The 19,581-nt window shown below is 59.8% G+C and carries 13 protein-coding genes and 1 CRISPR repeat array; of the genes, 9 read left to right on the forward strand and 4 right to left on the reverse strand.

What is annotated here, in order from left to right:
* Positions 1-2: 2 nt before the first annotated feature.
* Genes cas5e through cas2e form a run of 4 tightly spaced genes read left to right on the forward strand, consistent with a single transcriptional unit; the run spans position 3 to position 2,536 of the window.
* Positions 3-674 carry a type I-E CRISPR-associated protein Cas5/CasD gene (cas5e, locus tag VNT00_RS05325; RefSeq protein WP_325585225.1) on the forward strand — a complete coding sequence of 224 codons (672 nt, stop codon included), beginning with the start codon at positions 3-5 and terminating at the stop codon, positions 672-674.
* On the forward strand, positions 649-1,269 hold the full coding sequence (gene cas6e, locus VNT00_RS05330; RefSeq protein ID WP_325585227.1) for a type I-E CRISPR-associated protein Cas6/Cse3/CasE: 621 nt from the start codon (positions 649-651) through the stop codon (positions 1,267-1,269). The genes cas5e and cas6e overlap by 26 nt, the downstream gene beginning before the upstream one ends.
* 18 nt (positions 1,270-1,287) lie before the next feature.
* Positions 1,288-2,202 carry a type I-E CRISPR-associated endonuclease Cas1e gene (cas1e, locus tag VNT00_RS05335; RefSeq protein ID WP_325585229.1) on the forward strand — a complete coding sequence of 305 codons (915 nt, stop codon included), beginning with the start codon at positions 1,288-1,290 and terminating at the stop codon, positions 2,200-2,202.
* Between the two features lie 25 nt (positions 2,203-2,227).
* On the forward strand, positions 2,228-2,536 hold the full coding sequence (gene cas2e / locus VNT00_RS05340) for a type I-E CRISPR-associated endoribonuclease Cas2e (RefSeq protein ID WP_325585231.1): 309 nt from the start codon (positions 2,228-2,230) through the stop codon (positions 2,534-2,536).
* A gap of 68 nt (positions 2,537-2,604) precedes the next feature.
* A CRISPR array of direct repeats spans positions 2,605-6,054; the repeat unit is 29 nt; unit sequence GTGTTCCCCGCGTATGCGGGGATGAACCG.
* Between the two features lie 402 nt (positions 6,055-6,456).
* On the opposite strand, the gene VNT00_RS05345 is transcribed toward cas2e, so the two are convergent.
* Positions 6,457-6,921, reverse strand: a complete 465-nt coding sequence (locus VNT00_RS05345; protein WP_325585232.1) for an Lrp/AsnC family transcriptional regulator — start codon at positions 6,919-6,921, stop codon at positions 6,457-6,459.
* 137 nt (positions 6,922-7,058) lie between these two features.
* Between VNT00_RS05345 and mdeB the strand changes: the two genes are divergently transcribed.
* Positions 7,059-9,737 carry an alpha-ketoglutarate dehydrogenase gene (gene mdeB, locus VNT00_RS05350; protein WP_325585233.1) on the forward strand — a complete coding sequence of 893 codons (2,679 nt, stop codon included), beginning with the start codon at positions 7,059-7,061 and terminating at the stop codon, positions 9,735-9,737.
* A gap of 15 nt (positions 9,738-9,752) precedes the next feature.
* Positions 9,753-11,180, forward strand: coding sequence for a dihydrolipoyllysine-residue acetyltransferase (locus tag VNT00_RS05355; RefSeq protein ID WP_325585235.1), 1,428 nt, complete (start codon positions 9,753-9,755; stop codon positions 11,178-11,180).
* 76 nt (positions 11,181-11,256) lie between these two features.
* Here the strand turns inward: VNT00_RS05355 and VNT00_RS05360 are convergent, their stop codons facing one another.
* Positions 11,257-11,982: a GntR family transcriptional regulator gene (locus VNT00_RS05360; RefSeq protein WP_325585237.1), complete on the reverse strand. Its 726-nt coding sequence runs from the start codon at positions 11,980-11,982 to the stop codon at positions 11,257-11,259.
* Positions 11,979-13,514, reverse strand: a complete 1,536-nt coding sequence (locus VNT00_RS05365) for an AMP-binding protein (RefSeq protein ID WP_325585239.1) — start codon at positions 13,512-13,514, stop codon at positions 11,979-11,981. Before VNT00_RS05365 ends, VNT00_RS05360 begins: the two co-directional genes overlap by 4 nt.
* 423 nt (positions 13,515-13,937) lie before the next feature.
* On the opposite strand from VNT00_RS05365, the gene ilvB reads away from it, so the two are divergent.
* The 3 genes from ilvB (at position 13,938) to VNT00_RS05380 (ending at position 18,532) form a co-directional block, all read left to right on the forward strand.
* Positions 13,938-15,731: a biosynthetic-type acetolactate synthase large subunit gene (gene ilvB, locus VNT00_RS05370; RefSeq protein ID WP_325585241.1), complete on the forward strand. Its 1,794-nt coding sequence runs from the start codon at positions 13,938-13,940 to the stop codon at positions 15,729-15,731.
* Positions 15,732-15,995: 264 nt separating this feature from the next.
* Entirely contained in the window at positions 15,996-17,186 is a 1,191-nt protein-coding gene (locus tag VNT00_RS05375) for an ABC transporter substrate-binding protein (protein WP_325585243.1), read from the forward strand.
* 167 nt (positions 17,187-17,353) lie between these two features.
* Positions 17,354-18,532, forward strand: coding sequence for an ABC transporter substrate-binding protein (locus VNT00_RS05380; RefSeq protein WP_325585245.1), 1,179 nt, complete (start codon positions 17,354-17,356; stop codon positions 18,530-18,532).
* A gap of 33 nt (positions 18,533-18,565) precedes the next feature.
* On the opposite strand, the gene VNT00_RS05385 is transcribed toward VNT00_RS05380, so the two are convergent.
* The gene (locus tag VNT00_RS05385; RefSeq protein WP_325585247.1) at positions 18,566-19,540 is read right to left on the reverse strand and encodes a LysR family transcriptional regulator; all 975 of its coding nucleotides are present in this window, start codon (positions 19,538-19,540) and stop codon (positions 18,566-18,568) included.
* Positions 19,541-19,581 lie beyond the last annotated feature (41 nt).

Genomic DNA, 19,581 nt, shown 5'->3' on the forward strand with positions numbered 1-19,581 from the left:
GGATGAGCACATTGCTGCTGCGGCTGCAGGGGCCTATGCAGTCCTGGGGCACGACCAGCCGCTTCGACGAGCGCGACTCTCAGCTTGAGCCGTCGAAGTCGGGTGTGCTTGGCTTGATTTGTGCCGCTCTGGGGCGCGACCGAGCAGAATCGGTGGATGATTTGGCTGCCTTGCGCATGGGGGTGCGTGTAGACCGTGAAGGGGTATTGATGCGCGACTATCAAACAGCTACTGGCGTGGTAATTGCTTCCAGTGGAAAACCTGATATGTTGCGAACAGTCGTTAGTCCGCGTCATTATCTTTCAGATGCAGTGTTTCTTGTGGGGCTGGAGGGTGAGCGCGTTTTGTTGGAGCGGATCCATGCCGCTTTGAAAGAACCTTGTTGGCCCCTAGCTTTAGGACGTAAAAGCTTTGTGCCATCTCTACCCGTCCATATGCGTAACGCGGTTGTAGAAGAGCCTTTACAACATGCCCTGGAAGGCTGGCCGCTGTTGCTGGATTCCAAGTCGCCAGCTGTTACTTTGCGTGTTGTTTTGGAAGACGATGTAGAGGGCGTTGTGCGTTTGGATCAACCGGTCGCTCCATTTTCCGAACGGCGTTTTGGCCCGCGTTTTGTGAAATCAGTTCTTATGGCTGTGGAGGGTAAGCATGTATTTGACCCGGCTAACGCTTGATTCTCGCAGCGCCCAGGCGCGTCGAGATTTGGCTAGTCCCTATGACATGCATCGAACCTTGGTGCGAGCATTTGCCGTTGATGGGGAGCAAACTCCCCCACGCTTTTTGTGGCGGCTCGAGCCGCAGGTGAGTTGGGGAACCCCACCGGTTTTACTTGTTCAGTCCTCTCATACGGCAGATTGGCAGTTTCTGCAGGTAGAACCAAATTATTTAAAGCTTCTTCCAGAAACCAAGATGCTTGATCTGGGCGATTGGATGCAGCCTCTGCGGCGATACCGTTTTCGTTTGTTTGCCAATCCCACGGTGTCGCGCGACGGGAAGCGCTATGGCCTTGCTTCGGAAGTGGACCAGTTAGCTTGGTTGAGCAGACAGGGGGAGCGACATGGTTTTGAGCTTGAGTCTGCTGTTGTGATGGCTAGCGATATGTTGAAAACGCATAAACGCGATATTGGCATCAGTTTGCAACGCGCTTGCTATGAGGGTGTTTTGGCCGCTGCTGATATAACCCGATTGGCGGCCGCTGTTGAGGGTGGTATTGGCCCAGGCAAAGCATTTGGTTTTGGTTTGCTCAGCCTCGCGGAAATCAGACATTAACCGAAAGGAGGGCTTTGCATGCTTCCACCCATCAAGCCATTACCTATGAAAGACCGTATCTCGATGGTTTTCATTCAGTATGGCCAGATCGATGTGCAGGATGGAGCGTTTGCTGTCATCGACCAGAACGGTGTACGAATGCTGATACCGGTGGGGTCGGTGGCATGTATTATGTTGGAGCCGGGTACGCGGGTATCCCATGCGGCTGTGCATCTGGCTTCTACCGTTGGAACTCTACTTGTGTGGGTAGGAGAATCTGGCGTACGTTTGTATGCTAGTGGTCAACCGGGAGGCGCGCGCGCCGATCGGCTCTTGTATCAGGCCAAGTTGGCTTTAGATGATGATTTGCGCCTCAAGGTCGTGCGCAAGATGTACGAATTGCGTTTTGGTGAAGTGGCGCCACAACGCCGAAGTATTGAGCAGTTGCGTGGCATCGAGGGTGCGCGTGTACGCGAAACCTATAAACTTTTGGCTCAGCAATACAAAGTCAATTGGCGCGCTCGAAATTATGATCGGCATCAGTGGGACGCTGCTGATATCCCCAACCGATGTTTGTCAGCGGCTACTTCCTGTTTATATGGCATTACTGAGGCAGCCGTTTTAGCGGCGGGTTATGCTCCGGCCGTAGGGTTTATCCATACAGGTAAGCCGCTTTCATTTGTCTATGACATTGCCGATTTATTTAAATTCGAGACCGTTGTACCACTTGCATTCAGCATTGCATCCAAATCTCCATTTCAGCCGGAACGGGAAGTCCGTCAAGGTTGTCGCGATCTATTTCGTAGCAGCAAACTATTAGAGAAAATTATTCCTTCTATTGAAGATGTATTGGCTGCGGGCGAAATAGAACCGCCTACGACACCGCCTGAGTCCGTTCTTCCCGCTATTCCGAACCCGCAAAGCATTGGCGATGCTGGGCATCGTACTCAATAAGAAATTTTTTTGAACGGCGCTTGTCATGAGTTTTACTGTTGTCGTTACTGAAAATGTCCCCCCGCGTTTACGTGGCCGTATGGCTATTTGGTTGCTAGAGGTGCGTGCTGGTGTTTATATCGGCGATGTATCGCGGCGCACGCGCGAGATGTTGTGGGAGCAGTTGCAAGAAGGGTATTCGGAGGGGAGTGTTGTTATGGCTTGGGGAAGTCGTAATGAATCGGGCTATGAATTTCAAACTTTAGGAGAAAATCGGCGCGTTCCGACTGATTTTGATGGACTTCGATTGGTGTCTTTTCGGCCAATAGTGTCAACAGATCCAGACGCTCTTTAACAACCAGAAAAATCGGTACAATTCTTCTTTGTTGAATTTCCCTTATGTATTAAGGGTTTGCGGAAAGTGTGTTCCCCGCGTATGCGGGGATGAACCGGATCAACAGTGAGGGGAAACAGTTTTAAAGAGGTGTTCCCCGCGTATGCGGGGATGAACCGCCTTGCCCCATGGTCTGATTCACCCGCCCCAAGTGTTCCCCGCGTATGCGGGGATGAACCGGCAGGTCGGAAAGCACGGCCGAGGCATGATGCAGTGTTCCCCGCGTATGCGGGGATGAACCGCTATATTTAAACTATTACTTCTTGTTACAACCGTGTTCCCCGCGTATGCGGGGATGAACCGCCAGTCTGACAAGTACGTTTCCGTCGTAGTGAGTGTTCCCCGCGTATGCGGGGATGAACCGATATGCCGCCGCCTCGCTCGTCCTCCGCTCGCGTGTTCCCCGCGTATGCGGGGATGAACCGCACTATTTCAGATTATTTTGTAACAGCCGCAGGTGTTCCCCGCGTATGCGGGGATGAACCGATGAACTGCACGGCGCTGTAGGTAACGCCAGTGTGTTCCCCGCGTATGCGGGGATGAACCGATGGCCAGCGGCACGGCGTACCATGGCATGGTGTGTTCCCCGCGTATGCGGGGATGAACCGACAGGGTGCCTGGAAAATTCGACGGGAAGGGCGTGTTCCCCGCGTATGCGGGGATGAACCGTCAGTAAGGAGTTATTGGCGATGATTTTGCCCGTGTTCCCCGCGTATGCGGGGATGAACCGCAAGGGATTGAAGGGCGAGCCCACGTTCTATGCGTGTTCCCCGCGTATGCGGGGATGAACCGAGGCTTTCCACCTCGCCATCAATGCCGGTGGCGTGTTCCCCGCGTATGCGGGGATGAACCGAGGGTTTTGAGGCCCAAAATCATCAGCGAATCGTGTTCCCCGCGTATGCGGGGATGAACCGTTGACGATGTATCGCCCGTCGCCAATCGTTGAGTGTTCCCCGCGTATGCGGGGATGAACCGCCGATCTTGGCCAGCTCTCGCAGCACCATGTCGTGTTCCCCGCGTATGCGGGGATGAACCGTGGGTGGATGAACGGCTGCAGCAGTGGGCGCAGTGTTCCCCGCGTATGCGGGGATGAACCGGGCGAGGATATTCAATACCAGCTTAAACAGTAGTGTTCCCCGCGTATGCGGGGATGAACCGCTGCTGGAGCGTGATGCACGCGGTGGTACGCGGTGTTCCCCGCGTATGCGGGGATGAACCGCATTATAATCACGCGCTTTCTGGGCCTCCGCAGTGTTCCCCGCGTATGCGGGGATGAACCGGTTCAGCCGGGCGACGTGATCGATGGGGACGCGTGTTCCCCGCGTATGCGGGGATGAACCGTCTTACCCCCAAGCCAAAATCCAAGGCCACCGCGTGTTCCCCGCGTATGCGGGGATGAACCGATGAAGTCGTGATCCACGAAATTATCGAAGGGGTGTTCCCCGCGTATGCGGGGATGAACCGGAAAATAAATCATGGCAACATCACGTAAAGCTGTGTTCCCCGCGTATGCGGGGATGAACCGGCATTGTGTGCCAGTAGTCTAACCGTTCGTCCGTGTTCCCCGCGTATGCGGGGATGAACCGCCACTGCTGGGTTTGGTTCCTAAGCATGGTTCGTGTTCCCCGCGTATGCGGGGATGAACCGGCCCGAGAGAGGTAGCTGCAGTTGAGTTGCTAGTGTTCCCCGCGTATGCGGGGATGAACCGATCATCGAGATCTGCAAAGCCAACGGCATCGCGTGTTCCCCGCGTATGCGGGGATGAACCGCATCCATGCGGCCGATGCGGCCGAGCTGCGCCAGTGTTCCCCGCGTATGCGGGGATGAACCGCATTGCCATCTGTGCCCAGGCCTACCACGCAAGTGTTCCCCGCGTATGCGGGGATGAACCGCTTATATATTATCAGCGTGTTTTTTAGGCGAAGTGTTCCCCGCGTATGCGGGGATGAACCGGGTTCTCAGTCGTATCAGGCGACGACTCAGGGGTGTTCCCCGCGTATGCGGGGATGAACCGCTTTTGCAATCAAACTATCCTTTTCACTTTTTGTGTTCCCCGCGTATGCGGGGATGAACCGCAAACAGCGATTGACATTGTTTTAAAAGCTCAGTGTTCCCCGCGTATGCGGGGATGAACCGGAAAACAAAATTGGTCGCGTCAAATTGCAAACGTGTTCCCCGCGTATGCGGGGATGAACCGCGTACCATCGTGGCAGGTGGCGCGGTATCGGCGTGTTCCCCGCGTATGCGGGGATGAACCGCGTTGGCCGCCCGTAGGGCCACCCAATCACACGTGTTCCCCGCGTATGCGGGGATGAACCGAATCTTATTCAGGCGGTCTAGGTTCCGGTAGCGTGTTCCCCGCGTATGCGGGGATGAACCGTAATTTATCAACGTGGGCATGGGGTGTTTTGGGTGTTCCCCGCGTATGCGGGGATGAACCGGGCGGCGTATGCAGCAGTTAATAGGTTGAAACCGTGTTCCCCGCGTATGCGGGGATGAACCGTATTGGAACGGCGGGGATCCATTCAGCATACCGTGTTCCCCGCGTATGCGGGGATGAACCGTATGGCCCTAGCTTCTTGTTCAGGTACGTCGTGTGTTCCCCGCGTATGCGGGGATGAACCGCTGTTCGTGGTTCATCGGCCGAGTGTGGCCTGGTGTTCCCCGCGTATGCGGGGATGAACCGCTTTCTTGGCGGCATGGAAATTGATGTTGACGGTGTTCCCCGCGTATGCGGGGATGAACCGCCCAAACCGTTTAGCTATTTGCGTGGCAGTTAGTGTTCCCCGCGTATGCGGGGATGAACCGAAGACAGTGCAGCTCTTTAGTAGCGGAAAACAGTGTTCCCCGCGTATGCGGGGATGAACCGACCATACGCATGCGGCTCGACCATCAGCGCTGGTGTTCCCCGCGTATGCGGGGATGAACCGCTGGTACAGGCTTATTTCGACTGTCGCCAGAAGTGTTCCCCGCGTATGCGGGGATGAACCGAGTCGCCTGCCTGATTTCTGTCATACGCCTATGTGTTCCCCGCGTATGCGGGGATGAACCGATTGCATGACGCGAACCGGGCGCTTTGATCGCGTGTTCCCCGCGTATGCGGGGATGAACCGGCGGCATGATCAGGGATGCTATTCGCGCAATTGTGTTCCCCGCGTATGCGGGGATGAACCGTTTCGGCATCAGTCCGGCCGCTCAGCCGCCGCGTGTTCCCCGCGTATGCGGGGATGAACCGAAACGGGTGTGGCCGTGCCCGACACGGGACTGGTGTTCCCCGCGTATGCGGGGATGAACCGAGGCTGCCACCTACGCCGACCGAGTAAATGGCGTGTTCCCCGCGTATGCGGGGATGAACCGGGTCGGATGCGGTCGATGCCATCAATAATGCAGTGTTCCCCGCGTATGCGGGGATGAACCGAATATGTCCAAATTGACGGGACCGCAGCAGAGGTGTTCCCCGCGTATGCGGGGATGAACCGCAGCCGCCACGGACGAGGGCGTAGCCGGACCAGTGTTCCTCGCGTATGCGGGGGCAATCGCGACCCGACGCTAATCCAAGTTCCAGACGTACGAGTACGAGGATATAGATGTCAATGATCGTCCGGGTCAACTGTAAGGGTGATTGCTGTGGAGGGGCGTTATTCCCCGGGCAGAATGGGGTGTTCCGCATGTAGAGGCCAAATATGCGGGTGACGTTCAGTGTTCAGCCCGGTGTCTTCTTCCCAATTGTGCGTATACCCTACACGTTGCCGCGACGACAGAAAGACGCCGGGCTGATCGCTGGGGTCTCCCGAGACCACTACATGAGAGACACCCCATAAGGTTGCGCCGAGCTGGAGAATGGCGCCCCTCCACGGCAACACCGCACTTCCATTCTTTCTTCATATATCCACCGGCAACGCCGTCTTGTATTTCACCTGCTTCAGCGCGAAGCTCGAACGGATCTTCTTGATGCCCGGAATCTTGGTCAGGTGATCCAGGATGAAGCGTTCCAGTGACTGGATGTCGGGCACGACGATGCGCAGCAGGTAGTCTTCGTCGCCGGTCATCAGGTATACCTCCATGACCTGGTTGAACTGCACGACTTCCTCTTCGAAGCGGTTCAGGGTGGCCGATTCCTGCCTGTCCAGGCTTACCTGGATGAACACCGTCATTTTCAGGCCCAGGGCGGCCGGGTCGACCAGGCCCACGTAGCGGGAAATCACGCCCTGGGTTTCCAGGTTCTTGACCCTGGCCAACGTGGGCGACGCCGAGAGATTGATCTTCTTGGCAAGCTCGACATTGCTGATCTTGGAGTCGTTCTGCAAGATCCGCAAAATGCGTAAATCTATGGTATCCAGTTCCATATCGGTATTTTTTATCTGTGGTTGGCGATATTGACGCATTTTATGCTTATTCCGGTAATTTCCTAAGCTTATTTTGGTTCCATGTGCGGCGTCATTGGGCTTATTCTGTTTTGTATGAACCGACAGGAACGAGCACCATGGAAATGTCATCAGCCAACTACTTGAACACCGATACCGACGCCCTTGAAACCGCCGAATGGCTCGACGCCTTGCGCGGTGTCGTGCAGGCCGCCGGCCCCGAAAGGGCCCGCTACCTGCTCACACAATTAAGCACGGTGGCCCAGCAAATGGGCCTGGACTGGCGGCAGTCCCGCACGACGCCGTATGTGAACACCATCCGGGTCCCGGACGAGCCGCCTTTCCCGGGCGGCTCCGATGCCCTGGAGATGGAACTGCACCTGAGCAGCCTCATCCGGTGGAACGCGCTGGCCATGGTGGTGCGCGCCAACCGCGTATCCAGCGAGCTGGGCGGCCATATTGCCAGCTATGCCTCGGCGGCGGACCTGTTCGAGGTCGGCTTCAACCATTTCTTTCGCGCCCGCACCGACAGCTTCGGGGGCGATCTCGTGTACTTCCAGGCGCATTCGGCGCCCGGCATCTATGCGCGGGCCTTTCTCGAAGGCACCCTGAACGAAGAAGAGCTGGCATTGTTCCGCCGCGAAATCGAAGCCAAGAAGCACGGCAAGCGGGGACTGTCGTCATACCCGCATCCCTGGCTGATGGACAGCTTCTGGCAGTTTCCCACGGGTTCGATGGGCCTGGGCCCGATCAGCGCCATCTACCACGCGCGTTTCATGCGCTATATGGAAAATCGTGGCCTGATGGCGAGCCAGGGCCGCAAGGTTTGGGGCGTGTTCGGCGACGGCGAGATGGACGAGCCCGAATCCCTGGCGGCGCTCAGCCTGGCCTCGCGCGAACACCTCGACAACCTGGTGTTCGTCGTCAACTGCAATCTGCAGAGGCTGGACGGCCCGGTGCGCGGCAATGGCCGCATCGTCGACGAGCTGGAGACCACCTTCGGCGGCATGGGCTGGAACGTCATCAAGCTGCTGTGGGGCGCCGACTGGGATCCGCTGTTCGCCCGCGATAAAACCGGCGAGCTGGCCGAAGTCCTGGGCCGCACGGTGGATGGCCAGCTCCAGACGTTTGCCGCCAACGATGGCGCCTACAACCGCGAGCACTTCTTCGGTCAGACGCCGGGGCTGAAGGCCATTGCCGACATGCTGACCGACGACGAGATCGATCGTCTGCGGCGCGGCGGCCACGACATGAAAAAAATCCATGCGGCCTACCACGCGGCGGCGAATCATCGCGGCCGTCCCACCGTGATCCTGGCCCTGACGAAAAAGGGCTTCGGCATGGGGGCGGCGGGCCAGGGCAAGATGACGACCCACCAGCAGAAAAAACTGGATGCCGACACCTTGCTCGAATTCCGCGATCGCTTCCGCCTGCCCATTTCCGATGCGGACTGCGAGGCGCTGGCCTTCTACAAGCCGGCCCCTGAAAGCGCCGAAATGAAGCATCTGCTCAAGCGGCGGGCCGAACTGGGCGGCTTCATGCCGCGCCGGAATACCGAGCATGTTCAACTGGAGGTGCCGGCCATCGAGTCCTATGCCAAGTTCGCGCTGCAGGCCGACGGCAAGGAAATGTCCAGCACCATGGCCATCGTGCGCATGCTGGGCGGCTTGTTGAAGGATCCGGGCCTGGGCAGGCATGTTGTGCCCATCGTGGCCGACGAAGCCCGCACCTTCGGCATGGCGAACCTGTTCAGGCAGGTGGGCATCTATTCTTCGCAAGGCCAGTTGTACGAACCGGAAGACATCGGCTCCATCCTGGCGTATCGCGAAATCATCGATGGGCAGATTCTGGAAGAAGGCATTACCGAGGCGGGGGCGATTGCGTCGTGGACGGCCGCGGCGACCAGCTATTCCGTGCATGGCACGCCTATGCTGCCGTTCTATATCTACTACTCCATGTTCGGCTTCCAGCGCATCGGCGATCTCATCTGGGCGGCTGCCGACCAGCGGGCGCGGGGCTTTCTTATCGGCGCCACGTCCGGCCGCACCACGCTGGCCGGCGAAGGGCTGCAGCACCAGGACGGCAACAGCCATCTGCTGGCTTCCACCGTGCCCAATTGCGTTTCGTACGATCCGGCCTATGCGTATGAAGTCGCCGTCATCATGCAGGACGGCATGCGGCGCATGTTGGACAACAACGAAGACGTCTTCTACTACGTTACGGTCAGCAACGAGAACGACGCGCAGCCAAGCATGCCCGATGGCGCGCAAGAGGGCATCAAGCGCGGCATGTACTGCCTGCAGCCGCGGAAGAACGCCGACGTGCGCTTGCTGGCTTCCGGGCCCATTCTCAAGGAAGCCATTGCGGCGGCGGCATTGCTCAAGGAAAAGCAGGGCGTCGATGCCGAGGTCTGGAGCGTGACCAGCTTTACCGAGTTGTCGCGCGACGGCGTCGCGGCCCAGCGCGACGAGCGCCTGGGTGTGGATTCCAGGCAGCCCTTCGTGACGCAGCAGCTTGCCGGCAGTGCCGCGCCCGTCATCGCCGCCAGCGACTATGTGCGCGCGGTGGCCGACAGCATCCGGGCTTTTGTGCCCGCCCCATGCGTCACGCTGGGCACCGACGGCTTCGGGCGCAGCGATACGCGCGCCAACCTGCGCGACTTCTTCGAGGTCGATGCGCGCTGGATCGCGTACACGGCGTTCAGCGAACTGATGCGCGGCAAGAATCCCGAAGCGATCAGGCAGTTTGCGCAGGCGCTGGAACTCGATCTGTCCAAGCCGCTGCCGGCGTCGGTGTAAGGGGCTGGCCGCATCATGAGCATCATCGAAATCAAGGTTCCGGACATAGGCGACTTCAGCGAGGTCGAGGTCATCGAGCTGCTGGTCGCGCCCGGAGACAGCATTGCGGTGGATCAGTCCGTCATCACCGTGGAATCGGACAAGGCCAGCATGGAGATTCCTGCGAGCCACGCCGGCGTGGTCAAGGAATTGAAGGTCAAGGTCGGCGACAAAGTGGCCGAAGGCTCCGTGCTGGCCAGCATCGAACTCCAGGACGCGCAAGCGGCGATACAGGCTCCGGCCTTGGCTGCCGAGGCGGGCGCGGTTTCCATCTCGGAACCTGAAACGGCGGTTGTTCCTGATGCCGGGTCCGAGCAGCAAGTTCCGTCCGCTTCGGCGCCGGCTTCTTCAAGCTCCGTGCCGACGGCCAGTGCGCCGGCCGAGGCGCAACGTGCGCCTGCGGTAGCTGCTCCGGCTCCGGCGGCTGCGATTCCCGGCGATGCACACTCTCTGGCCGCGGGAAAGTCCGCAAGCGAAGAGGCCTCGTCCAGCGTTGCCCATGCCTCGCCTTCGGTGCGCCGGTATTCGCGTGAGCTGGGCGTGGATCTGGCGCGCATCACCGGCACCGGCCCCAAGAACCGCATCCAGCGCAGCGACGTGCAGGCCTACATCAAGGCGGTGGTGGGCGGCGGCGGTTCGGGCGCGTCGGCAAAACGCGGCGGAGCAGGCCTGGACCTGCTGCCTTGGCCATCGCTGGATTTCTCCAGGTTCGGTCCTACCGAGTTGCAGCCGCTGTCGCGCATCCAGAAAATCAGCGGTCCCAACCTGCATCGCAACTGGGTGATGATTCCGCATATCACCCAATACGACGAGGCCGACGTCACGGACCTGGAAGAGTTTCGCAAGAACGCCAACGCAAGCAGCAAATCCGGTGTCAAGCTTACCTTGCTGGCGTTTGCGATCAAGGCCAGCGTGGCCGCGCTCAAGCAGTTTCCCGCTTTCAATTCGTCCCTGGACGACAAGAGCGAGAACCTCATCCTCAAGCACTATTACAACATCGGCTTCGCGGCCGACACGCCCAACGGGCTGGTGGTGCCCGTCATCAAGGGCGCCGACGGCAAGTCCATCACCCAGATCGCCCAGGAAATGGCGGAACTGTCGGCCCAGGCGCGCGAAGGCAAGCTCAAGCCGGCCGACATGCAGGGCGCGACCTTCACCATTTCATCGCTGGGCGGCATTGGCGGGCTGGGCTTCACGCCCATCATCAATGCGCCGGAAGTGGCGATACTGGGCTTGTCCCGAACCGCCATCAAGCCGGTGTGGGATGGCAAGCAGTTCGCGCCGCGCCTGATGATGCCGATGTCGCTGTCGTACGATCACCGCGTCATAGACGGCGCCCTGGGCGCGCGGTTCAGCGTGTATTTAAGCTCGGCCCTGGCCGACCTGCGAAGAATACTGCTTTAACCAGGCAGCACGCCGGGCTGCGTCCTGGCGGCCCGGGCGGCGGAAACTCCCCGGGGCTGCAAACCCTAAGCAGGCTTCATATTCCCGCCGCCTTGCCGACGGGCTTGATGGTGACCTCGGAGGCGGCGATGAGCTCCATGATAGTGTCGCGCGCCAGCTTCTCGGCGTAGTCGTTGCGGGCCGCGGCGGCTTGCCGGGCCGCTTCGGGCTGGCCCTCGATGACTGCATCGAGCTGGCCGATGTGCAGGTCGCAGATCAGCTCCAGCTCGGAATGGTGTTTTTGATGGAAGTACAGGAAGCGGCGCGCCAGCGTTTGCAGCATCGCGTAGAATTCCGCCGCATAGCTGTTGCGCGAAGCGGTTCCCAGCTGGCTGGTCAGCGCGAAATGCAGGCGCAGATAGCTGCGCATGTCGTGGCGGCGTTTCAGTTTTTTCAGTTCCTGGACGAGCCGGGCCATGGCTTGCCGCTCTTTGCCGGTGGCGCGCAATGCGGCCTGCGCCACGATGAGATGTTCGATTTCCCTGCGCGCCTCGATGATCTGCAACTGCCCCTGGTAGTCGATTTCGGAAATGAAAATGCCCTGGCGCGGCGCGATCCTGACCAGGCGTTGAAACGCCAGCTTCTGCAGGGCGTCGCGCACCGGAGACCGGCCCAGGCCTATTTTGGCGCCTAGCGCGTGCTCCGACCACTGGCTGGCGGGCGGCAGCTCGCCGGTGACGATCATTTCTTCCAGCAGGCCGTAGGCCCTTTCCGTCTGGCTGCCCGCCCGGCGGGAGAAAAGGGCGGATTTCGGTGCTGTCATGATGGTGGAATGAGGTTCTGGAGCTGCCTTTTTAACACTTTGCCGGTTGCGTTCTTGGGCAGCTCATCCAGGAAGACGTAGCGCTTCGGGCGCTTGAAGCGCGCAATGCTGGCAAGGCACAGGACGTCGAGCTCGTCGGCCGTGAGCGCCGATTCGGGATGGCGAACCACGAAGGCCAGCACCGACTCGCCCCATTCGGGATCGGGCATGCCGATGACGGAAGCTTCGACGACATCGGGGTGCTGCATCAGGGCTTCCTCGACTTCGCGCGGGTAGATATTGGAGCCGCCGCTGATGATCACGTCCTTGGAACGGTCTTTCAGGTGCAGCAGGCCGCGTTCGTCGAGCAGGCCGATGTCGCCGGTATGCAGCCGGTTGCCCGCCAGCGTGCCGGCGCTGGCCTCGGGATTGTTCCAGTAGGCTTGCATCACTGTCGGCCCCTGCACCATGACTTCGCCCAGTTCGCCCGCGGGCAGCCGATTGCCCTTGCCGTCTTCGATGCTGACGTCGATGCTGGTCTGCGCATGGCCCACCGAGCCGAGGAAGGCATCGTCGCCTTGCTCCACGGCACGGGCCAGCTGCCATGCCGTCTGTGCGGTAATGCTCATGGGCGTTTCGCCCTGGCCGTAGATTTGGGCGACGCGCGGCCCGAAAGCGCGCACGGCCGATTTGATGTCGTCCACGTAGAACGGCGCGCCGGCGGCGATCATGCATTTGAGTCCACCGAGATCGGGGCGGTGCGAAGCGGCATGCCGAACCAGGCGCTGCACCATGGTGGGGGCGGCGAAGAAGCTCACATTGCGGTGGTGTTTCAGGGCCGCGAAGACCTCGGTCTCGTCGAAGCCGCCGCTGGCGGGAATGATCTGCAAGGCGCCCTTGATGAAGTAGGGCACGCTGTAAAGGCCGCTGCCGTGCGACATCGGGGCAATATGCAGCAGGGCGTCGGTTTCGCAGACGGGCTGCACGTCGACGTAGAAGTTCAGGGCCATGTTGACGAGATTGGCGTGGGTAAGCACTACGCCCTTGGGGCGGCCGGTCGTGCCGCTGGTATAGAACAGCCAGGCAGGCGTGGCACCGTCCTGCCGCAAGGGTTCGTCGGAGGACATGGAAGGGCCCCGGATGGCCCAGGTGCAGGCGGATGAGCCGGCATCCACCAGTTGCAGGCCTTCGATGGCATTGGCCACGGCACGCAGGCTCTGGTGCATGTCGGGGCTTGCCAGGCAGGCGCGCGAGCCGGAGTCGCGCAAGATGAAATCGATTTCGTTGGGATGCAGCTTGCTGTTGACGGGAACGACGCACAGCCCCGCATGCCAGGCCGCCAGCATTGCCTGGGCGTATTCCGAGCAGTTCTTCATGGCCAGCATGAGCCGGTCGCCCGGCTCGAGGCCCAGGTCGTGGCGCATCCAGTGCGCCATCGCCCGGATCTGCCGATCCAGCCCGGCGTAGTCCGTGCTTTCCGAGTCGCCCGAGACCAGGGCCGGCCGGCTGCCGTACATATGCACGCTGCGTTGGAACAATCTGCCTAAATGCATTGGCATCCTTTTAATATATTACTTTTAATTTGTAATATATTAGGATTTGGGTGGAGATAAACAATCAGGGTCTTCCATGAATCTGCGCGAACTTTCCATGGGCCAGGGGCGGTCTTTTCAATAGGATCGCGGGCTTCTTCCCGTGTCGGGGCCCGAGCGCCGCTACGGCAGACCCTTTTGACCGCGGCTCTGCGGCAATCGTGGTGGCAGCCGCCGGCTGGGGTTTGATCTGTGCATTGGTTGGTAATGCCGCCGTTTTGCTTTTTTCTGGATTTTTATGCCTAATCAGGCATGGATTCTGGTTGATTTAAGATCCAAATTCTGCGCGTTAAGGTTTATTCTGTTTTCTTTGCCATACGGTCAATCATTGCGTAGAAGGGCGGCGACTTGGGTTGCGGCCGGCACGCCGAACAAGAGAAAAACATGAAAATCGTCAAACTGTCCGAAGCCGCCCAAGCTCTCCATGGCGCCGATGATTCCAGCAATGCCGGCGGCAAAGAGCGCCTGACCGGCGCTGAAATCATTGTGCGCTCCCTGGCGCGGGAACAGGTCGACCACGTCTTCGGCTATCCGGGCGGCGCGGTGCTGCACATATATGACGCGTTGTTCGGCCAGCAGGAAGTACGCCATATACAGGTACGCCACGAACAGGCCGCGGTCCATGCCGCCGATGCCTATTCGCGCAGCTCGAACAAGGTCGGCGTCGCCCTGGTCACCTCGGGGCCGGGCGTCACCAACGCGATCACCGGCATCGCCACGGCCTACATGGATTCGATTCCCATGGTCGTCATTGCGGGGCAGGTTCCGCTGCAGGTAATCGGGCAAGATGCCTTCCAGGAATGCGATACGGTGGGCATTACCCGGCCCTGCGTGAAGCATAGCTTCCTGGTTCGCGATGTGCGGGAACTGGCGGCGACCATCAAAAAGGCGTTCTATATCGCGCGCAGTGGACGTCCGGGCCCCGTGCTGATCGACATTCCCAAGAACATCACCACGGCGGAATGCGTTTTCGACTACCCGTCCTCCGTCAGCCTGCGGGCATACCGGCCAGCGGGCGACGGCCATTCCGGCCAGATCAAGCGGGCATTGAGCGTGTTGCTGAACGCCAAGCGGCCCCTTGTCTATACGGGGGGCGGCGTCATTCTGGCCGATGCGGCCCCCGAACTGAACCAACTGGTCGACCGCCTGGGCTACCCCTGCACCAACACCCTCATGGGCTTGGGCGGCTATACGGCAAGCAGCGGCAAGTTCCTGGGCATGCTGGGCCTGCACGGCACCTACGAAGCCAATATGGCCATGCACCATTGCGACGTGCTGCTCGCCATCGGCGCGCGCTTCGACGACCGGGTCATCGGCAACACCACGCATTTTTCCGGCCAGCCGCGTACCATCATCCATATCGATATCGACCCCACCTCGATCTCCAAGCGGGTCAAAGTCGATTTTCCCATCGTGGGCAATGTCAAGAACGTTCTGGCGCAAATGCTGGCGCAACTGAATGAATTGCCCGCGCCCGCCGCAACGCGGACGCAGGCCTGGTGGGACCGGATCGAAGAGTGGCGGGCGCAAAAATGCCTGGCCTATCCGGCGTCGGACTCCATCATCAAGCCCCAGTACGTCATTGAAAAACTGTGCGAGGTTACTCAGGGCAACGCCTTCGTCACATCCGACGTGGGGCAGCACCAGATGTGGGCCGCCCAGTACTACAAGTTCAATCAGCCGCGCCGCTGGATCAATTCGGGCGGCCTGGGAACCATGGGCGTGGGCCTGCCCTATGCCATGGGGGTGCAATTGGCCAATCCGGAAGCGACCGTGGCCTGCGTCACGGGCGAGGCTTCGATCCAGATGTGCATACAAGAGCTGGCCACTTGCAAGCAGTACCGCCTTACCCCCAAGATCATCATGCTGAACAATCGTTCGCTGGGCATGGTGCGCCAACTGCAGGACGTCTATAACAGCTCGCGCCATTCCGAGTCCTATATGGACGCTCTGCCCGACTTCGGCCGGTTGGCCGAATCGTTCGGCCACGTCGGCGTCACCATCGACCGCCCCGGCGATGTGGAGCAGGCCTTGCGGGATGCCTTCGCCATGAAGGACAAGCTGGTGTTCATGAATTTCATGACGGACCGCAGCGAAAGCGTATGGCCCATGATCGAGGCGGGCAAGGGGCTGAACGAAATGCTGCTGGGCGCGCACGACCTCGACAACGCGGCATAGAGGCGCCGCCCGACACCATCCGCGGCTTCTCCGGGCTGCGGGCCTTTCCTGCTTTCGTTTCGATGCAACCCCGAAAGGCGGGTGATGTCCTGCAGGTATCACAAGTCCGGTCTGGTTATCTTCCGCCTTGCCGCCGTCGATGACACAATCGCAATGCAAAGCACCGGGCTGTTTCGGGCCTGTTCAGGTCTTGAAGCCCGGATCAATAACCTATAAATAATAGCTGGGGAGATCGGCACGCATATCCCTGGCGGGAGACAGATCATGCTTAAGCATTCCCTTCGGCGTTCGTTTCGATATTGCCTTGCCGGTTCGGCCGTGTTGGCGGCATCGGCGGCTTTCGCGCAGTCCCAGCCCCCCATCAAGATAGGCTTCATGGTGACGCTTTCGGGGCCGCTGGCCATCGTCGGCCAGGAACAATACGACGGTTTCATGCAGGCGGTCGAAGAGCGCGGAGGCAAGCTGGGCGGCGTCCCCGTCGAAATCCTCAAGGAAGACGACCAGTTCAAGCCGGAAGTCGCGACCCAGATCGTCACGAAGCTGATCACGCGCGACCATGTGCCCATCATCAGCGGCATATCGGGCTCCAATGTGGCCATGGCCGTTGCCAAGTCCATAACGGACAAAGGCGTATTCATGATCAGCACCAATGCGGGGCCTTCGCCGCTGGCCGGCGCCAGCTGCTCGCCTAACCTGTTCGTGGCGTCGTGGCAGAACGACATGCAGTCCGAGTCGGTGGGCAAGTACGCCAGCGACAAGGGCTACAAGCGCGTGGTGGCCCTGGCCCCCAACTATCAGGCGGGCAAGGACTACATTTCGGGGTTCAAGCGCTATTACACGGGCAAGGTGGTCGATGAAATCTACACGCCGGTGAACCAGCTCGACTTTTCCGCCGAGCTTACCCAGATAGCCGCGGACAAGCCCGACGCCATCTTCGCGTTTTACCCGGGGGCGCTGGGCATATCCTTTGTGCGCCAGTACCGGCTTGCGGGGCTGGACAAGACCATTCCCATATTGTCGGCCGGAATTCTGGAGATTCCCGCAGTGACCGCCTTGAAGGACAGCGCGCTTGGCGCATTGGGCGGTACCTTCTGGAGTCCCGATGTCGACAACCCCACGAACAAGCATTTCGTCGAAAAGTTTGAAAGCAAGCACAATCGCATCCCTTCCACATGGGCGGCGCAGGGGTATGACGGCGCCTTGCTGCTGGACTCCGCGATCGCCAAGGTAAAAGGCAATGTCGCGGACAAGGATGCATTCAGGGCGGCGTTGAAGGCTGCCGATTTCAAGTCGGTGCGCGGCAAGTTCAGGTTCAACAACAATCACTTCCCCATCCAGGACATGAGGGTGGTCGAGGCCGTGAAAGACGCCAAGGGCCGCTATACCGTCCACACGGTGGCTACGCCATTGAAAGACCATCAGGACGCATTCCATACCCAGTGCCCCATGAGCTGACCACGCTCCGCCGCGCGCCCTTGCCCATGAAGCGGGCTTCGGCGCGCAGTGATGCGGGCATGGTATCGGATCTGACTTATTGATATCTTCCGAGCCGCTGGCAATGCGCGTAAGGTGTATCGATATGTACAAACAATAGGTGATTCAAATCCATGGAGACATACGCAATGTTGAAAAAGTCTGTGCGCTATCTGGTTGCAGGCTCGGCCTTGTTGGCGGCTTCCGCCGCTTTCGCGCAGGCCCAGGAGCCGCTGAAGATTGGTTTCCTGACCACCTTTTCGGGCGTCTCCAGCGTGCCGGGCGAGGAAATGTACGACGGCTTCATGCTGGCCGTGTCGCAACGCAGCGGCAAGCTGGGCGGCGTGCCGGTGGATATCCTCAAGGAGGACGACCAGTTCAAGCCCGAAGTCGCCACCCAGGCGGTGACCAAGCTGATCGAGCGTGAGCATGTGCCCATCATTGCCGGCATCGTGGGGTCCAACATCATGATGGCGGTCGCCAAGCATATTTCCGACAAAGGCGTGTTTCTGGTCAGCGCCAATTCCGGCCCCTCGCCGCTGGCCGGCGCGAGCTGCCTGCCCAATTTCTTCGTGGCGTCCTGGCAGAACGACAGCATTGCCGAGGTGGTGGGGCAGTACGCTACCGACAAAGGCTACAAGAAAGTCGTGCTGATGTCGGCAAACTACCAGGGCGGCAAGGACTTGCTGGGCGGCTTCAAGCGCTTTTACAAAGGCAAGATACTCGATGAGATCTATACGCCTTTGAACCAGCTCGATTTTTCCGCCGAGCTGACCCAGATCGCGGCACTGCAGCCCGACGCGGTCTACGCCTTCTACCCGGGGGCGATGGCGATCACCTTCGTGCGCCAGTACCAACTGTCGGGCTTGCTCAAGACCACTCCTTTATTGTCCAGCGCCATGCTCGAGGCGCCCAACCTGTCGGCTCTCAAGGACAGCGCCCTGGGTGCTTTCGGCGGCATGTTCTGGGGTCCTGATACCGACAACCCGGCCAGCAAGAAATTCGTCAAAGGCTTCGAGGAAAAATACGGCCGCATTCCTTCGATATGGGCCGCTCAAGGCTACGATGCCGCACAGCTGCTGGATTCGGCCATTGCCAAGGTAAAGGGCAATGTGGCCGATAAAGATGCTTTCAGGGCGGCGTTGAAAGCCGCGGATTTCCCGTCGGTGCGCGGCAAGTTCAAGTTTAACAACAATCACTTCCCCATCCAGGACATGCATATCTCCCAGGTGGTGAAGGACGCGAAAGGACGCTACACCGTTCGCACCGTGGCAACGCCGTTGAAGGATCACCAGGACGCCTACCACAAGCTGTGCCCCATGCAATAAGGCGCCGGCCCACGCAGCCTTTCTGGATTCGGCTTAGTGGATCTCGTCGGGCTGGGGGCTGAGCGATGCGGCTTGCGGCGGTTCGAGCGGCGCTTTTCCGCCGTCGAGGCCGCCGTCTTCAAGATATCCCGCCGCGCGCCGAAACATATCGCATAGATATTCGGCCGCGGGGGTAAGGGGCAGGCCGGTGCGGCGCACAATGCATATAGGCCGGGTGGGCAGTTCTTCCTTGACTTCGATGGTCTCGAAAAGCTGATCCCACAGCGGGAATTTCGTCCAGGGGTGCGGAAGCGCCATCAGGAGGTCGGAGTTCGCCAGGGTAAGCAGATACGTCAACCCCGCATGGGCATGGAGGACCAGCTTGGGCTGGGGCAGACCATATCGCAGGAATATGGGGCCGATTTCGTCCTCGACCTTCGCGGTGATGGAAGAGGTCATCCATTCGGCGCCAACCAGCTCCTCGAGCGATTTCGCCTTGGCCAGAGGGTGTCCCTTCCTGCAGAATATCAGGCGCTTCGGCAGCAATATCTCCTGCACGCTCAATTCGGCCGGCACGTCCTCGCCGACGGGCCCGATGTAGAAGTCGGTCGAGCCGTCCTTGAGCGACGAGACGATCCCCGGGAACACGCTGTCGATGATGTTCAAGGTTACATTGGGATAGCGCATGCGGAATTGCTGGAGCGCTTCCGGCATGAGCGTGATCTGGGTGACCATGGACAGCGCGACGGCCAGGCTGCCCCGGGTTTCTCCCCGCAACTGATCCAGTTCGTCTTGCGCCCGGCGCAACTCTCCGGTGGCCCTGACTACGCGATTTAGGAAGACCCTGCCCAGTGGGGTAAGGATGACCCCTTTTTTGGCCCGCTCGAAGAGAACGACCTTCAATTCGCGTTCCAGGTCCTGGATGCTGCGGGAGATCAGGGGCTGGGCCACCCCCAGGCGGCGGGAAGCGGCTCGAATGCCCCCGCACTCGACGATGGCGACCAGATATTGCAGCGCGCTCAGCTTCATGGGGCGGCGACCTATTGATGTTGAGGTGGTATCAAGGAAGG

This window comes from Eoetvoesiella sp. (genome assembly GCF_035555955.1).
In the GTDB taxonomy this organism is placed as follows: domain Bacteria; phylum Pseudomonadota; class Gammaproteobacteria; order Burkholderiales; family Burkholderiaceae_B; genus Eoetvoesia.

Bases quoted from the DNA above. Each gene is read 5' to 3' on its own strand.
- cas5e (WP_325585225.1), top strand. From the start codon at position 3: ATGAGCACATTGCTGCTGCGGCTGCAGGGGCCTATGCAGTCCTGGGGC.
- cas6e (WP_325585227.1), top strand. From the start codon at position 649: ATGTATTTGACCCGGCTAACGCTTGATTCTCGCAGCGCCCAGGCGCGT.
- cas1e (WP_325585229.1), top strand. From the start codon at position 1,288: ATGCTTCCACCCATCAAGCCATTACCTATGAAAGACCGTATCTCGATG.
- cas2e (WP_325585231.1), top strand. From the start codon at position 2,228: ATGAGTTTTACTGTTGTCGTTACTGAAAATGTCCCCCCGCGTTTACGT.
- VNT00_RS05345 (WP_325585232.1), bottom strand. From the start codon at position 6,921: ATGGAACTGGATACCATAGATTTACGCATTTTGCGGATCTTGCAGAAC.
- mdeB (WP_325585233.1), top strand. From the start codon at position 7,059: ATGGAAATGTCATCAGCCAACTACTTGAACACCGATACCGACGCCCTT.
- VNT00_RS05355 (WP_325585235.1), top strand. From the start codon at position 9,753: ATGAGCATCATCGAAATCAAGGTTCCGGACATAGGCGACTTCAGCGAG.
- VNT00_RS05360 (WP_325585237.1), bottom strand. From the start codon at position 11,982: ATGACAGCACCGAAATCCGCCCTTTTCTCCCGCCGGGCGGGCAGCCAG.
- VNT00_RS05365 (WP_325585239.1), bottom strand. From the start codon at position 13,514: ATGCATTTAGGCAGATTGTTCCAACGCAGCGTGCATATGTACGGCAGC.
- ilvB (WP_325585241.1), top strand. From the start codon at position 13,938: ATGAAAATCGTCAAACTGTCCGAAGCCGCCCAAGCTCTCCATGGCGCC.
- VNT00_RS05375 (WP_325585243.1), top strand. From the start codon at position 15,996: ATGCTTAAGCATTCCCTTCGGCGTTCGTTTCGATATTGCCTTGCCGGT.
- VNT00_RS05380 (WP_325585245.1), top strand. From the start codon at position 17,354: ATGTTGAAAAAGTCTGTGCGCTATCTGGTTGCAGGCTCGGCCTTGTTG.
- VNT00_RS05385 (WP_325585247.1), bottom strand. From the start codon at position 19,540: ATGAAGCTGAGCGCGCTGCAATATCTGGTCGCCATCGTCGAGTGCGGG.